Genomic DNA, 14,752 nt, shown 5'->3' on the forward strand with positions numbered 1-14,752 from the left:
GGACGGTGCCACCTTTGATTGGACTTTGACTTTTTGGCAAAAATTACGGGAATAGTACTTACTGAACATTTTGACTATATTTATGCAATGCTAGTGTCTTCATATAAATAAATCCATCCCAGTCTATTACATAAACCATATGTGACCTTTTTAAAGGTTCAATTTCCTTATGAGTTATACCATAAAAATTACCGGAGTAATTGGTTTTGGCAATCCATTCTTTTTGAAAAAATTCTTCTTTTGTAATAAAGTAACCATCTTTTCCTTCTGTCTCCCCCACTCTTTTTGGTCGTGTACGATAGGATACAACGTAAGGAAGCCCTGACGCAAACTTGGATTTAGGTTCTTAGTTCCTGTTCCTATGGTCGGACACCTACGGGAAGTTGATCCCCCACTTATAATCCTCGGCTGCTCTCGAATTCTTGAAGTGGGGTTTACTGCCAGTTAATGAGGGATGTTTCGTTCATTTTGTATTCCGTTTTATTTCACATCATAGTATAATAATCTCTTACATAGCTTTTTGCAGATTAGGAGAGTGTGCATGTCAAAAAATGAATCGTTAACACCGCTTAAAATGCTATTATTTTGCTTTCATGCGACAAATACTATTATCTTGAGTTACTTGCCTATCTATTTAAAGTACAAAGGGTTAGACGGTACCGAAATTGGCTGGGTTCTTGCTGTTGGTCCATTCGCAGCTATTTTTTCACAGCCTTTCTGGGGCTACATGAGCGATAAGTATAAAACGGTCAAATGGACGTTAGTAATTTGTATTATCGGACTGTTAATCAGTAGTGTCCTATTCTTTCAGATGAATCAATTAATCGCAATCATCTTAATGGGAGCCGTTTTTTACTTTTTCACCACACCGATCGGAGCACTAGGTGACAGCCTTGCCCAGCGGCGGGCAGATGACTTGAATGTAAACTTTGGCGGAATTCGCATGTGGGGGTCGATTGGCTTTGCAACATCTTCCCTAATTGTCGGTAAGGTGCTGTCTACTGTTGGTGTGCGATATATGATCTTGCCGTATCTGTTTTTTGGAGCATGTGCATTAATGGTAGCATTGCGATTAACCGACGTGAAAGTCGAAACCGAACCCGTTCAGCTAAAAGATGTTATGAAAATTATTAGAAATAAGCCGTTTTTTATATTTTTATTTATCATCATGTTAATTTCCGTTTCTCATCGGGCAAATGACAGTTTTATCGGGCTTTACATCGAACAGCTTGGTGGAGATGAAACAATGATTGGTCTGGCATGGTTTGTTGGCGTCGTGAGCGAGGCTGCTGTATTCGCGTTTGCCGGGCTCTGGTTTCAAAAATTCCATACATTGATTTTCATCATGATTGCTGGCATTTTATATACCATTCGTTGGTTTATTTACGCAGCAATTAATGACCCCATTTACATCGTTTCATTACAAGTACTGCACGGGGTAACATTTGGCGTGTTTTATCTGGCAGCATTTCAATACATTACCAGATTGATTCCAAAGCTATTGCAATCAACCGGGCATCTTGTTTTTTACGCCGTTTTTTTCGGGGTATCAGGCATTTTCGGCTCCCTTATCGGGGGTGCGTTAATTGATTCATATGGAGGAAATACACTTTACTTTATAATGGGATGTTTTGCCTTGGCGGGTACGATTTTCTTAACACTCTACCATGTTTTACCGTTTGGGAAAGAACATGCAGCAAGGGAAGTGGAGTAACGTTTGTTAGGTTAGCCATTAGAAGATTTTTACACCAAAAAAGCGGAGCCACTATGCTCCGCTTTTTAATCTAACTTAGGAATATAAAATACAATACAAAAATCACAAACAGTAAATACATAATCGGGTTGATTTCCTTGATCCGACCTTTCATGATCATCGTAATCGGATAGAAAATAAAGCCGATCGCGATTCCGGTTGCAATGCTGTAGGTTAATGGCATTGCAGCAATCGTCAAGAATGCTGGTACTGCAATCTCAAATTTATCCCACTCAATATCCTTTAGCGATGACGACATCAGAACACCGACAATAATTAGTGCTGGTGCAGTCACTTCCGGAGTAATCACACTAAGTAACGGTGAGAAAAACAACGCTAAAATAAAAAGTCCTGCCGTAACGACAGCGGTAAAGCCTGATCGTCCCCCTGCTGCAACACCTGCTGATGATTCGATATACGATGTAGTTGTCGATGTTCCAACTACCGCACCAGCAACCGTAGCCGCGGAATCAGCAAACAATGCTTTTCCAGCCCTTGGCAATTTGTTGTCCTTCATCAAACCAGCCTGTGTTGCAACTGCCACCAGTGTTCCTGCTGTATCAAAGAAGTCGACAAATAAAAAGGTTAAAATAACGACAAGCATATCCATGTTAAAAATATCACCAAAATGGGCAAATGCTTGTCCGAACGTTGGTGCTAAGCTTGGTACTTCGCCGACAATTCCGCCTAATCCTGATGGCGGATCAATTAATCCCGTTACCATGCCGACAATTGCTGTCAAAATCATCCCAAAGAAGATGCCACCCTTGATATTCAAACTGAGCAAGACGACCGAAATGACAATACCAAACGTTGCCAGCATCACAGTTGGTGATGTTAAATCACCGATAGCCACTAATGTTGACTCATTGCCAACAATGATCCCGGCATTTTGAAATCCGATAAATGCAATAAAGAATCCAATTCCAACACCGACAGCTAATTTCAAGTTAGCTGGAATGGCATTAATAATTTTTTCACGCAAGCCTGTCAATGTTAATAAAACAAAAATAAGTCCAGATGCTAATACCCCAGATAAAGCTGTTTGCCACGGGATTCCATAACCGAGAACAACGGTATAAGCAAAAAACGCACTTAACCCAATTCCGGGTGCAAGTCCAATTGGGTATTTGGCAATAACCCCCATAAACAGGGAGCCAATCGCACCAGAAATGGCTGTTGCCGTAAACACTGCCCCTTGATCAATCCGGGTTACCCCTTCCGGAAGGTTTTCGACCCCGACTAAAGCAAGATTTGCCGGATTTACAAATAAGATATAGGCCATTGCCAAAAAGGTCGTTAACCCCGCCATGAATTCAGTTTTATAATTTGTGCCTAACTCCTCAAAACGGAAGTATTTTTTCATGCTTCCCCTCCTCGAACGAAAAATTAAAAACACTCTTGATCCACGACCAAGAGTGCTAACTATGCAAGAAAGAGTTATTGAAGAACATGAAACACGAATTATTCGATAGTCGTGTCAACGAACCTAAATTACCTCTTAACCTGCGTAGTCAGACCATTTACGGTGATCTGGTAGATACTTTGGGCCATATTCCCGAAATTATACGCTAGTGTTATCTAAAGATATGTTACAAGAAAACATACTTGCAGTCAATAAAAAACCGAATAATAATATTTATTATATAATAAATATTCGTTTATTCCCACTCCAAATCGGCAGGCGGCAGCTGTTTTGGGGGTATATCTCCTCTTCTTTCAGGATTATCAAGGAATTCAACTTTTTTTGCAAAAATGTCATTAGAATTATACTCTCTTTTTTGCATATGATTTAACCTCCTCTTACTAAAATGGAACTGATATAGCATAGTCCAGAATTTCTGCAATCACAATGGCGCTATTGGTCAATCCAATACCGAATGACTGGCCTATCCTCCAATATAACCTGTCATACATGTTGCAAAAATCTTCATTCATTTCTACTCCATGCTTCCATATTGAGTTCATTGTTTATGGCCGCTGCAGTAAATGCGCCCATAGAAGCGGCGGCAATCAACTGATGCATTCGTGATGCTGCATCCCCGGCGCTATATACACCCGGAATGGTCGTTTTTCCAAAGTCATCCGTGACAACCATTCCCGCATCCGTGATGTCACATCCTATGGTTTGCGGTAAGTCCGATCCTGTAATTAGATCCGGTTTAAAAAAGATTCCTCTACAGGGAATGGTCGTTCCGTCTTCGAGAACAACTTGCCGCACGAGCCCGTCGTTTGAATCGATGTACCGGATCGCCGAGTCGAACAGAGGTACTTGATGCCGCTGCAGTTCCTCGCGCTGAGCATCTGTAAGCTCATCAGGGCCATTCGTGCAGATGGTAAAATGGTTCGTCCATCCAGATATGAGTGGAGCGAAATGCATGACCTCAGACCCCTTGATAATAATGACTAGCGGTTCATCCCTTAATTCCCACCCATCGCAATATGGGCAGACGAAGGCGCTTTTTCCATAGACCTCTGCTAAGCCCGGTATGTCCAGCGGCCGATCCTTCATGCCGACAGCAAACAATATCTTTTTGCTTGTAAAGGTTTTTCCTTGCTTAGTCGTGATTTGAAACTGACCGTCCGTTCCCTCAATCGACGTAGCGATATCCGCTACAAAAGACACAGAGGGATAGGTGCTTATCTCTTTCTTCGCAATCCGTCGCAATTCACTAGGGCTAATCCCGTCACGAGTAAGAAACCCGTGAGACTCCCGAGTCACCGCGTTACGCGGACGCCCTTCATCGATCACCGTCACATTTTTCCTTGCTCTTCCTAAAACGAGGGCAGCGTTCAAACCTGCTGGGCCTCCGCCAATAATGGCTACATCGAGAATTTGTTTTTCCATTGTTAATTTAAACCTCCATAGACCTATAATATCCATAATTAAAGTACAAGAAGGTGTATCACTTCTTGTTTGCCAAATGGTTGCAGTTCTTGGCAACCGTATCCAACACGGACTGAATCGTATGCTCCTGCAAGTATTGATGCAAATGCTGTTCAGCTCCGTCCATCACTTTTTTAACCAGGCATTCGCCGTGAACAGAATCGTTTTGAATCGGTTCGGCATCTTTCACTTCGGCTAACAACCGATGCTGCTGCGAATTTAAATTAGAGCATTCGAACATCTGCTGCCTGCCTTCGATCGCCTGAATAACCTCAAGAAACGTAATCTCTCCAGCCGGTCGTGCAAGCTCATAACCGCCTTTCACTCCGGGTACAGCACGTACGATCCCATCCCTTCTAAGCTTGGACATGATTTTGGATAAGTAGCTTTCCGAAACGCTAAGCATTGCAGATAACTCCTTGATACCGATGTTGTTGCGGTGCTCCGAGTGAGCCAAATGAATTAAAGCGTGCAGGGCGTAATCGGTGCTTTTAGAATACTGCATGTTTTCCTCCTCCTTTACCAATATTACTTTTTATTATGGACCTACAATATCCATAATAAACGACTTGGTTCCTATTTGCAACAACATATTGGTCTGCAATCCTAAAGACAGACCGAATTTTTTAATAGTGACTACTTTATTAGAATATACAATCAGAAAATGATCCCTCTAATTGTTTTTGTACCATCATCAAAAGTTCATCGCCAACTTCGAATCGTTTCCATTATATTTTCTGTATAACTCCCTGCCCATTTTACAATTTTTGCTGCCAAACGGGATAACAACAACAACAAAATGATTCCTGATATGCAAGCAATAACAGCACGTGGTAATGTATCGATCGAAATCATCATGATCGTCATATCAAATAATCTGTACAAATAGGGTGATAGGATCATAGCGATTGGCAGCAAATAACATACAAAAGCAGCAATAAAACTTAAAAAGCCGAAAAGAAACCTTGGAAAAATCATGATTCCCGCAGCAAACCAATTTCTTTTGTCTGATACTTCCCTTGTTACTTTATCTTGTGGATCCCACTTTAAGCTAGGAATATTTATGTTCGCATATTTCTCCGCTGCCTTTCGATCAATATCCAATAAAAAAGGGATGGTTCGAAAAACTCCCGCCAAAATCGGAATTCCAACTACTGTAAAGCTTACTCCTACGGAAAAGGTAATGCTTATTAAATAAAACGAAAAATATAAAAATCCAATGAAAAACCAGGAAAGCATATACACCAAATTTTTAAAATTAGTTACAATAAATCCCATAACGGAAACCCACCTTTTCTTTTTTAATGAAATAATAATTTATTGATTGGCTTATTCATCATATTTCCATTCGATGATCCCTCCATCAGGTCCTTAACACCATTTGGTTATTCATTATCCATACTTTGTGTCATAAGGCATAGTGATATTTTGTCATTTGTTTTAGTGACTGATATTCCTAGTAGCTTGTAGTAAAATGATGATAGTAACAGTGTGAAAAGATAAGTGAGGGTACTATTATGTATGACATAATAAAAAAGTGGTACTGGTATGACTGGATGGTATTTGCTGTTCGCTCCATTTGGTTACTCTCGGTACTAATCGGCTTATGGGAATTTCATGATGATTTATCATTTCCGCTTTGGATTCTGTTTGGATTGCCTTTTATCGTCTTTTCAGTTCCGTTTTTAATTCAGCAATTTTACAGAAAATATTTCATACTTACCGAGATCATCATTTCTGGGAGCTACTGTATTATTTTAGCTTTCGTTCTTCACGATGCATTATGGCAGTTTATCCCGATCGCTTTTGTTATAGGTTTTTACAGCATTCAAAGCGTATATATTTGGTCTGGCCCCCTAACCATCGTGGCCATTCCTTTTATCATAGGGATGGTGACCGATCAGTCTTTGGCCGACACCGTTGTTCGTTTAATGACGAATTATGGTGTAGCGTTTGGACTCGGCTATGCTTTTCAATTACTTGTAACTAACCACAAGCAAGGTTTGATCATACGTGAGCAAAACAGCGTGCTTGAACAATATGTGCACCAGGTGGAGCAACTCACATTGTTGGAGGAACGGAATCGTTTATCACGCGAATTGCGTGATACGGTCGGTCATACCTTTACAACTATGATCATGGGGATGGAGTCGATCAGTTCTTCATTGGCTGATGAAAAGGTTGAACATAAACTGAATGCTTTGCTGGATTCAGCACGTGACGGCTTAAAAGATATGCGATTGCTTGTAAACCAGTTGGAACCATCAACAATGGATCTATCCCTTATTCAATATGCAAAGCAGTTAATGAACAAATTTATGGAGAGTACGGATACTTCTGTGAAGTTTCGGTGTTTTGGAGATGAGTACAGCTTACCGAAGGCAGTCAAATTAACAATCATTCGTTGCATACAGGAAGCATTAACGAACGCTGTCAGACACGGGCGGGCAAGTGAGATCAAAGTATCCCTTTATTTCGACAGCCTGGAGTTACGCTTACAAGTTGAAGACAATGGTGTAAAAGAACGAGGAAAAAAAATGGAGCTGGGCTTTGGCTTAAGCGCTATGAAAGAAAGATTGCAGGCCTTGCAAGGAAACTTATCCATACATACAGACAATATTGAAGAAACGGTGGTGATCTGCACGATTCCAAGAAACTCAGAAGACAACACTGAAGCCATCAAGGTAGTCCTGGTGGATGATCAACGTATTATTTTAGATAGTTTGAGGACGGCATTGGAGATTCAAAGTCAGTTGCAAATTGTCGGCATGGCTGAATCGGGAGAGGAGGCCCTGACATTATGCACTCAAACCCAGCCCGATATCGTACTCATGGATGTAAACATGCCTAATATGAACGGAATAGAGGCCATGGAGGTGATAAAGGAAAAGAACTCCATGATAAAAGTTGTCATCCTTTCATCCTTCGAGGACGTCAATCAAGCTGTAGAGGCTCTGCAAAAAGGAGCAAACGGGTATTTGCTCAAGTCCATTCAACCGAAAGAGCTGATGGAGACCCTTCGCTTCATACACCGTGGAGATACCATTATTCATCATGAAATTGCCAATCAGGTGTTTGAAGAACTGAAAGACCGAAATGTTTCATATGAAGAATATAACAAAAATGATTATGGACTTACGCCGCGGGAGCTTGAGATTATCAACTATTTAGCCAAGGGTTTGCGATATAAGGCCATTGCTGCCAGACTTTACTTATCGGAAGGTACAGTTAGAAACTATGCTTCCGATATGTATGCGAAGCTCAATGTAAGTAATCGTGATCAAGCCATAGAAAAATGTTTGGAAGAAGGTTTAATAGCGAAATGAAGATCGGACAAGAGAAATCAGGAATGCCCTTAGGTATTCCTGATTGATGATGAAAGAAAGTGGATTACATTCGCCAGAGTACGTAAACGAATATAGTTAATGCAGCAAAACTTGCCATGGTCCGTACATGGTTCCAAACGGTCCATTTTAAATGATAATCTTTCCATAGACCCACACTTTCTGCGTCCGTGGCCATTACTTTGGCTAACACATCGTTTAGAGGAACATTGCATACCGCTGTGACTAGCAAGCTACCTAGAAGATAAAGTAAACTACCAGCAAGTATATAAATGGCATTCGGATCTTTCCAATTAAATAATGAAATGATCACTAGTACCATACAAACGAGAGATGTCCCCATAAATACAGTCAGGAATAGTCGGTTTAGCACAGCGCTGTTTATGGACTGCATAGCCGAAATTCCTTGTTCTGGAGGGATCCGGTAGAGAGCGTTCATGACAAATGACGAAAATGCAAAGAACAATCCTGCAATCAGCCCAGATCCCAACGCTGCGCAAAAAATTAGAAAGGGAGTAAGTTTTTCAATCATATTTCATCATCCTTTGTAACATTGAGTGAAGGACAACGCCTCAGAATATCATTTACCAGTTGTTCTTGATCTCCCCTTTCAAATACAACTTGATCAAACTCACACCCCTTCAAACGAAGCATAACGACTTCATTTGTACTACGATAGACTAAAAAGTATTTCTCGCCTTCAATAATGAATATTCCGGCTTTATAGTCAAGTGTCGTGATGCCCGTTCTCTTAATAGCAGCTGTCAATGGAAAATGAAATTTCCCCACCCGAATTTCTTCAATTGAGGTGTAAGGTATTTTGATCTCCTTCCTCAAAGTCAAAGCCGCTGTCCATCCTGAAATATTTAGTAGTAACACACGATCACCCGCCACAACTTGAAAACTCATCTTGTATCCCCTCCAATTTAGACAGCATATCATCCATGGATTATTTAACCAGTAACCTAATTAAAAAAATCACATAGAAGGCAGTTCCTTTCGGGATAAATATGATGTTGCAAATAATAAACACAAAACAATAAGCGATAACGTTACAGCCACTGTTATGAAAAAGTATGGTAACATATTACCGGACGTTATGATGCTAACAGCCTGATTGGTCAAATGCGCCGGATTTAAGACCTGAAATCCTCCACCTAATAAGGTAACAATTTTCAACAGGATTAAAACTAAAATGGACAATAGTACAATAACCGATGATCTTGCCAATAAAGTGCCCATGACGATTACGAAGGTCAACATAAACAGGCTCCAGATGAGATAAACACCCAGTCCTGCCACAACCCTAGCCACGGAAACCGTTTGATATAAATGAAAAGTATAAAAAACTGCCGTCAGGAATCCGAGGAATACGGAACCTAGAATCATTACTGCATGCCCCAACAACTTACTTAACAAATATTCAACAAGTGTCGTGTTGCGCGTCAAAATAAACGCTAACATACCATTATTTTTATCCGATGCGATGATACCCATCGCCGCTATAACGATGACGATTAAGCCCATTTGGTCAAATTGATCGGTTAAGGTACCAGCTAATACTTCGTCAGCCGTTAACTCGGGTAATGAAATAGCCATTCCTTCAGGCAGTCCACCGGCCATTTTTAAAATTTTCGGTAAATAAAAAGACGATAAAGGTTGAAGGACTCCCAAAAACATAAATACGACGGGCAACCATAATATTTTGTAACTTCTCCTTGCATCCAACCACTCTCTCTTTAACAGAACAGTGAAGTGATTCATGATGATTTCACCATCCTTATAAAGATCTCTTCCAAGCTTTCCTGTACGAGTTCAAGCTTTTGAACCGGGAGTTGTAAACGCGTGATATTGCGTAACAGCCAGTTTCTCCCCCGCTCGATATTTTTAACCCGCACCTTGGCAGCATTTCCTGTTAGTTCAATAGATTCAACAATGTCCTCATTAACAAGCTCGTGTGTCCATTCGCCTATTCGAGGTGCCTGAATAATAAAAATAGGTTGTTGAGTCTCTTCAATGATTTGATTAATGGATCCGTTAACAAGTAATTGCCCCTGATTTATGATAAGGATCTTATCGCAAAGCTCTTCAGCATCATGCAGAATATGCGTGGAAAAAAGAATGGTTGATGTCTGTTTGATCACTTTAAGCAATTCCAATATATCCCTTCGTCCTAATGGATCCAATGCAGAAACCGGTTCATCCATGATCAATAATTTTGGTTGATGGATAAGTGCCTGTGCAATTCCTAACCTTTGCTTCATCCCTCCCGAATAGGTCCCAATAAGCTGATTTTTCACCCCACCCAGTCCTACCAGATCCAGCAATTCGTTGATTCTTTGTTCCAATACCTCCTTATCTATATTTGAAAGTCCGCCCATGAATGTAAGCAATTCCTTTCCTGTCATCCACGGATCAAAAGTGGGATGCTGCGGTAAATATCCAATAAATTGACACATTTGGTCATGGCGTTTTCCGTTAAGCAAGATTTGACCACCTGTAAGTTTGTTTATATTTAAGATCATTTTAATAATCGTTGTTTTACCTGCCCCGTTAGGACCAAGAAGAGCGACACATTCCCCCCGATTAATGTGAAAATTAATGTTTTGAACAACCTCATGACTTCCGTACTTTTTTTGAAGATGACTTACCTGAAGTAGATGCATATGTTCGTTCCTTCCTACCGAAGATAAAGTATAAAATGGGGCCGATTATATTAATCAAAATAATAATCGCTCCCCACATCCATTTATAATCCGCACTTTGATCTCTTCTTACTAAATCCCATAATGCCACAGATAATAATATGAGATGTAGGATCAAGATGGGTAAAAGCAGCGGTAACCAATCTGCGAATTCGTCGATCCCAATGTGATACCCATAATGCATGTGTGGACCCCCTTACTCTTTTGGTGATTTTTGTGGGATAAACATACTAGCAAAAATTCGAGTGGTTCGTGCAGGTGTTAGCTGATTGTGGATCACTTTCTCAATGGCCTGTTGAATGGATTGTGTAAGTTCATGAAATTCTTCATCGGATAGATGCAAAGGTGTATACGCATAACTAAATCCCTCTTTTTTATATTGTTCAGGAGACGTATCCGCCAAATAAGACGTCGCTAATTGAAGCAAATTACCGTGAAATACGGAAAAATGACGGATGTGATCTTCCCGTGATGTCGTTTCAATTTCGCTTTCAGGAATTTGCAAGTTATCTATTTTAACTGAGAATTTGCGTTCCTCTGTTCCTTTTACCTTTTTTGTTTCAATGACTTCAATAAGATTTGCCTCGAGTAAAAGATTTATATGACGATATAGCGTAGCTTGAGGAACATCACCGAGTATCTCTACAAGTTGAGCTATCGTCAGCGGTTTGTTTAGCAACAATTGTTGTACAATTCGCATTCGCACGGGATGAAGAAGTAAATCGGCCTTTCCTTTCATTGGATTACCCTCCATTTACATTATCATTTTATAAAATGATAATACCATTTCAATATACCGTTGTCAATTTGTAAGAGATTCTATTCAGATTCAGCAAAATCCAATCAGATATCCACGTTGGGCTTTAATTATGTATCTCATTGGCTGCATTTCTAAACAGCTCGATTCTTAAATCATCACGGGTACTATCAACCTATTACCAAGCCTTTTATAACTATAATGCAATTACGAAATGCTTGTTGACAAAAGGGATTTATGCTTCCATGTTACCAGCACTGAGCCAGCCAAAAAAGCTAATACTCCTACTATATAAGGGAAATAAGTGTTAATATCAAATAAAATCCCCCCTAATATAGGACCGACTACACTCCCTAGGCTTACATATGCATTGTTCATACCTGCAATAAATCCTTGTTCATTTACAGCTAACTTGGATAGCACTGTATTGATAACTGGACGCAGTATGGAAGTCGCAGTGTAAAGCAAACATGTCATCAATAAGATACTAAAAAAGCGTGTGGTGAATAAGAGCAATAAAAAACTTAAGCCACCAGCTACCAATGTACCGTTCATAACCTTCGATTCACCAAAAAGGGAAACAAATTTATTCGTAAATGTTAGTTGAACAATGACACTTACAAACGCTGCAATCGAAATCACCATCGCAATATCTTTTGCTGTAAAACCAAATTGCTTGTCGACAAACAGTCCAAAAATCGCTTCAAAAATGTATAAGGATACACTATAGAGAAAAACCAAAAGCAATGGAACAACGTAAGGTGCCCGAATTGAACGTAATAATTGCTGTATCATTGATTGGGTTGAAGTGGTGGCTTCTTTTGGCATCTGTCCCTTCTTTTCTAAGGTTTCAGGTAGTAAAAAAAACGAAAGTAAAAAGGAAACAAAAGATACGGCAGCAGCAAAATAAAAAGGTACATATAAACCATACGCTGTCAAAAAACCCCCAATTCCAGGGCCTATGACAAAACCAAATGATATGGAGGCATTAAGGAAACTCAGGCCCTTAGCCCTTTCTTCTTCTGCCGTTATATCAATAATGCATGCCATCGCACCGGGAATTAAAAGCGAGACTGCGATACCCGTGAGAAATCTTCCCAAAAAAAGCAACCAAAAATGGAAAGAAAAAGCAAAGAATAATTGAGATAAAGTAAGACAAATTAAACCCATCACAATGATTCTTTTTCGACCATAGCGATCAGCAAAACGTCCAGCAATTGGAGATAAAAAAAGCTGAATAATGCCGTATGTCGCAACTAGTAACCCCATCATTTGTCCGTTTGTATTGAATTTATCCATAAAGGCCGGTAATATCGGGATAATCAACCCAAATGCAGCCGTGGCGATAAACACACAAACCATTAAAAGAAAAAGTGTATTTATCTTACTAGGTTTAGAAATCAAATCATTCACCTCATAAACTTTTAATTTGCTGGTTTGCAGGTAATTTAAAATAAATATTCGTGACTTCGTTCATTTCCTTCCATATTGCTCTATTTTTTTCAATAGCATCCCGAGATCAAAAGCATTGGACTATTATTCCAACAACTTCAGATAATAAACAAACCTGTATTTTACTGCAAAAGACCCTCAAAAGAGTATCACACCAAACATGGTCATGATTATACGATTTAAGGATCCCAGATAGGCTTTAGTGATTGGAGAATTAAAATAGTTAATTAACACCTACTCCCAATTTGATCGTCGCCGTAATAAGTACTCAAAATATTTCATTATCATACACGATCAAGATATAAATTAGTCTTTTCTTTTCCATATACCCTCAAACCATTATCATTTTATAAAATGATAATACCATCCAGGTTTAATACTGTCAACATGTAAGAATACTGTTATTGTGACAACGCTAGAAGATTCACCAAAGGATGTCGTGCAATTTTACGCAGAATTTCCTTCAACAGGATACATATGCCCTTTTTTAGCCCCACTACTAAAGCTTAAAAGAATCGATTTAAGCCATCCAGCATGTAGAGGTTGATAAACAGAAATTGTAAAACTATTACCCAACAAAATCTTTCTGTTTTTGAATTTTCCTTTTAAGCCAATCTCTTAATCCCCGTCTTGTCTTAACTCTAACTAAATTCTTAATTTCCATTTTTAAAATTATCCTTTCTAAAATGAACATTTGTACCAAGTATAACTGTTTAATTAATTTATTAGAAATACCCAATGACTAAGGGTTCTATTATAATGATTGAAAGAAGGAAGTTTTACATAGTGGCGATAAAATTGTAGTATATAAACTTGATCGTATTTCTCGTTCCACAACGCATCTAATTCAACTTAGCGAATTGTTCAGTAATAAACGTCAAATAGACCCCACCTATATTTTTAGATGGGGTCTGGGTTATTATTTAGATAACTTGTTAAAGTAAATGCAAGTAACTGGTAAAGTTGTTGACCATGGAAGTAATTAGTCTAAGACATCAATATCTGTCAAATCTATGTTGGGAAGGTTCCCGGAAAGATAGCGAAGATAGTAATTTGGATTTAATCCATTTGCCTTACCTGTCTCCACAAAATTTTCTTCTTTTTATGCAAAAGTATTCAATACGAATTTTAAGGAATGCTGTACATATGATAGATGGATTATTATCTCATGAATCTGACCTTTAAATGGAAGAGTATTATACTGATATGGCGGGATACGAAATACGTGATGACCAATGGGGGCAAATTAAAGATTTTCTTCCACCAGAACGAAAACGGCCAGTTGTATGGCTTTTCCTACCCGGACCTTCTGTTACGGACTTTCATTCGAGTTGTAGCCTCGCGTCACGCCCTTCCGTCTCCTCTCACGATGTTGTCACTTTGATCGATCATCGTTTGAAAAAATTTCAGCGATGCCTGCAGCTCCGATTCCGAAAATGAGTTCAATAAACTGATAAATCTACGCTCTATTATTTCATGCATCATGGCGTGCACCTCGAAGATCTGTCTGCCTTTGGATGAAAGGCTGAAATACACTTCTTTCTTGTTGTCGTTCATCCGGCTCCGCTTAATGTAGCCTTCCTTAAGCAGGTTGGTGCTGATTTTCGTAATACTCGCCTTGGACAAATTCATTTTCTCTGCAATAGACTTGTTGTTTATTGGCTCGTTGTTGCCAATGCAATCAATAACGTGAACGGTTGTCATATTGTTCGGATATGAGGTAATCCCCTGCAGCCGGGCGAGATTATCAAACTCATCAATCTCGGTTGTGAAAATTTGTTCGGTTACATGCGAAAAGTGGAGAAAGCGGTCGTACAGTAATCGCTTAAGTCCCTCGGACGGATCCATTATGCT

General features: G+C 39.5%; 15 protein-coding genes, 2 pseudogenes and 1 riboswitch. Of the genes and pseudogenes, 3 read left to right on the forward strand and 14 right to left on the reverse strand.

Annotation, left to right across the window (positions count from 1 at the left end):
* Nucleotides 1-58: 58 nt before the first annotated feature.
* A pseudogene (locus IEX12_RS17660) lies at nt 59-301 on the reverse strand (hypothetical protein); the annotation flags it as partial.
* Between the two features lie 240 nt (nt 302-541).
* Here IEX12_RS17660 and IEX12_RS17665 point away from each other — a divergent pair.
* Entirely contained in the window at nt 542-1,714 is a 1,173-nt protein-coding gene (locus IEX12_RS17665; protein ID WP_188725605.1) for an MFS transporter, read from the forward strand.
* Nucleotides 1,715-1,784: 70 nt separating this feature from the next.
* Here IEX12_RS17665 and IEX12_RS17670 read toward each other — a convergent pair whose 3' ends face one another.
* The 5 genes from IEX12_RS17670 to IEX12_RS17685 form a co-directional block, all read right to left on the reverse strand.
* Nucleotides 1,785-3,119, reverse strand: coding sequence for an NCS2 family permease (locus tag IEX12_RS17670; RefSeq protein WP_188725606.1), 1,335 nt, complete (start codon nt 3,117-3,119; stop codon nt 1,785-1,787).
* A 125-nt stretch (nt 3,120-3,244) separates the two neighbouring features.
* Nucleotides 3,245-3,345: riboswitch (purine riboswitch) on the reverse strand.
* 69 nt (nt 3,346-3,414) lie between these two features.
* Nucleotides 3,415-3,540: a hypothetical protein gene (locus IEX12_RS23535; protein ID WP_269058809.1), complete on the reverse strand. Its 126-nt coding sequence runs from the start codon at nt 3,538-3,540 to the stop codon at nt 3,415-3,417.
* A 143-nt stretch (nt 3,541-3,683) separates the two neighbouring features.
* The gene (locus IEX12_RS17675) at nt 3,684-4,601 is read right to left on the reverse strand and encodes an NAD(P)/FAD-dependent oxidoreductase (RefSeq protein ID WP_102415868.1); all 918 of its coding nucleotides are present in this window, start codon (nt 4,599-4,601) and stop codon (nt 3,684-3,686) included.
* A gap of 58 nt (nt 4,602-4,659) precedes the next feature.
* The gene (locus IEX12_RS17680) at nt 4,660-5,145 is read right to left on the reverse strand and encodes an RrF2 family transcriptional regulator (protein WP_088053238.1); all 486 of its coding nucleotides are present in this window, start codon (nt 5,143-5,145) and stop codon (nt 4,660-4,662) included.
* A 197-nt stretch (nt 5,146-5,342) separates the two neighbouring features.
* A complete protein-coding gene (locus IEX12_RS17685) occupies nt 5,343-5,918 on the reverse strand; it encodes a sensor domain-containing protein (RefSeq protein WP_088053237.1) in 576 nt (191 codons plus the stop codon).
* A gap of 239 nt (nt 5,919-6,157) precedes the next feature.
* Between IEX12_RS17685 and IEX12_RS17690 the strand changes: the two genes are divergently transcribed.
* The gene (locus IEX12_RS17690; RefSeq protein ID WP_188725607.1) at nt 6,158-7,966 is read left to right on the forward strand and encodes a helix-turn-helix transcriptional regulator; all 1,809 of its coding nucleotides are present in this window, start codon (nt 6,158-6,160) and stop codon (nt 7,964-7,966) included.
* Nucleotides 7,967-8,030: 64 nt separating this feature from the next.
* On the opposite strand, the gene IEX12_RS17695 is transcribed toward IEX12_RS17690, so the two are convergent.
* The 7 genes from IEX12_RS17695 to IEX12_RS17725 all read right to left on the reverse strand — a co-directional run bounded on the left by IEX12_RS17695 (nt 8,031) and on the right by IEX12_RS17725 (nt 12,850).
* Nucleotides 8,031-8,516, reverse strand: a complete 486-nt coding sequence (locus IEX12_RS17695) for an anthrone oxygenase family protein (protein WP_155555554.1) — start codon at nt 8,514-8,516, stop codon at nt 8,031-8,033.
* On the reverse strand, nt 8,513-8,893 hold the full coding sequence (locus IEX12_RS17700; RefSeq protein ID WP_088053234.1) for a hypothetical protein: 381 nt from the start codon (nt 8,891-8,893) through the stop codon (nt 8,513-8,515). The genes IEX12_RS17695 and IEX12_RS17700 overlap by 4 nt, the downstream gene beginning before the upstream one ends.
* Nucleotides 8,894-8,962: 69 nt before the next feature.
* Complete coding sequence (locus tag IEX12_RS17705) at nt 8,963-9,748, reverse strand: DUF2705 family protein (protein ID WP_155555553.1); 786 nt, start codon at nt 9,746-9,748, stop codon at nt 8,963-8,965.
* Entirely contained in the window at nt 9,745-10,650 is a 906-nt protein-coding gene (locus IEX12_RS17710) for an ABC transporter ATP-binding protein (protein ID WP_102415873.1), read from the reverse strand. The genes IEX12_RS17705 and IEX12_RS17710 overlap by 4 nt, the downstream gene beginning before the upstream one ends.
* Entirely contained in the window at nt 10,601-10,873 is a 273-nt protein-coding gene (locus IEX12_RS17715) for a PLDc N-terminal domain-containing protein (protein WP_102415874.1), read from the reverse strand. The genes IEX12_RS17710 and IEX12_RS17715 overlap by 50 nt, the downstream gene beginning before the upstream one ends.
* Before the next feature lie 12 nt (nt 10,874-10,885).
* Complete coding sequence (locus IEX12_RS17720) at nt 10,886-11,428, reverse strand: helix-turn-helix domain-containing protein (RefSeq protein WP_188725608.1); 543 nt, start codon at nt 11,426-11,428, stop codon at nt 10,886-10,888.
* Between the two features lie 225 nt (nt 11,429-11,653).
* Entirely contained in the window at nt 11,654-12,850 is a 1,197-nt protein-coding gene (locus IEX12_RS17725; protein WP_230856236.1) for an MFS transporter, read from the reverse strand.
* A gap of 821 nt (nt 12,851-13,671) precedes the next feature.
* On the opposite strand from IEX12_RS17725, the pseudogene IEX12_RS17730 reads away from it, so the two are divergent.
* A pseudogene (locus IEX12_RS17730) lies at nt 13,672-13,770 on the forward strand (recombinase family protein); the annotation flags it as partial.
* Nucleotides 13,771-14,242: 472 nt separating this feature from the next.
* Here IEX12_RS17730 and IEX12_RS17735 read toward each other — a convergent pair.
* Nucleotides 14,243-14,746 carry a MarR family transcriptional regulator gene (locus IEX12_RS17735; RefSeq protein WP_188725609.1) on the reverse strand — a complete coding sequence of 168 codons (504 nt, stop codon included), beginning with the start codon at nt 14,744-14,746 and terminating at the stop codon, nt 14,243-14,245.
* Nucleotides 14,747-14,752 lie beyond the last annotated feature (6 nt).

The organism is Lentibacillus populi (assembly GCA_014642895.1).
Lineage (GTDB): Bacteria > Bacillota > Bacilli > Bacillales > Amphibacillaceae > Lentibacillus_C > Lentibacillus_C populi.

Bases quoted from the DNA above. Each gene is read 5' to 3' on its own strand.
- IEX12_RS17710 (WP_102415873.1), bottom strand. From the start codon at position 10,650: ATGCATCTACTTCAGGTAAGTCATCTTCAAAAAAAGTACGGAAGTCAT.
- IEX12_RS17705 (WP_155555553.1), bottom strand. From the start codon at position 9,748: ATGAATCACTTCACTGTTCTGTTAAAGAGAGAGTGGTTGGATGCAAGG.
- IEX12_RS17735 (WP_188725609.1), bottom strand. From the start codon at position 14,746: ATGGATCCGTCCGAGGGACTTAAGCGATTACTGTACGACCGCTTTCTC.
- IEX12_RS17715 (WP_102415874.1), bottom strand. From the start codon at position 10,873: ATGCATTATGGGTATCACATTGGGATCGACGAATTCGCAGATTGGTTA.
- IEX12_RS17665 (WP_188725605.1), top strand. From the start codon at position 542: ATGTCAAAAAATGAATCGTTAACACCGCTTAAAATGCTATTATTTTGC.
- IEX12_RS17675 (WP_102415868.1), bottom strand. From the start codon at position 4,601: ATGGAAAAACAAATTCTCGATGTAGCCATTATTGGCGGAGGCCCAGCA.
- IEX12_RS23535 (WP_269058809.1), bottom strand. From the start codon at position 3,540: ATGCAAAAAAGAGAGTATAATTCTAATGACATTTTTGCAAAAAAAGTT.
- IEX12_RS17720 (WP_188725608.1), bottom strand. From the start codon at position 11,428: ATGAAAGGAAAGGCCGATTTACTTCTTCATCCCGTGCGAATGCGAATT.
- IEX12_RS17695 (WP_155555554.1), bottom strand. From the start codon at position 8,516: ATGATTGAAAAACTTACTCCCTTTCTAATTTTTTGCGCAGCGTTGGGA.
- IEX12_RS17690 (WP_188725607.1), top strand. From the start codon at position 6,158: ATGTATGACATAATAAAAAAGTGGTACTGGTATGACTGGATGGTATTT.
- IEX12_RS17700 (WP_088053234.1), bottom strand. From the start codon at position 8,893: ATGAGTTTTCAAGTTGTGGCGGGTGATCGTGTGTTACTACTAAATATT.
- IEX12_RS17680 (WP_088053238.1), bottom strand. From the start codon at position 5,145: ATGCAGTATTCTAAAAGCACCGATTACGCCCTGCACGCTTTAATTCAT.
- IEX12_RS17670 (WP_188725606.1), bottom strand. From the start codon at position 3,119: ATGAAAAAATACTTCCGTTTTGAGGAGTTAGGCACAAATTATAAAACT.
- IEX12_RS17685 (WP_088053237.1), bottom strand. From the start codon at position 5,918: ATGGGATTTATTGTAACTAATTTTAAAAATTTGGTGTATATGCTTTCC.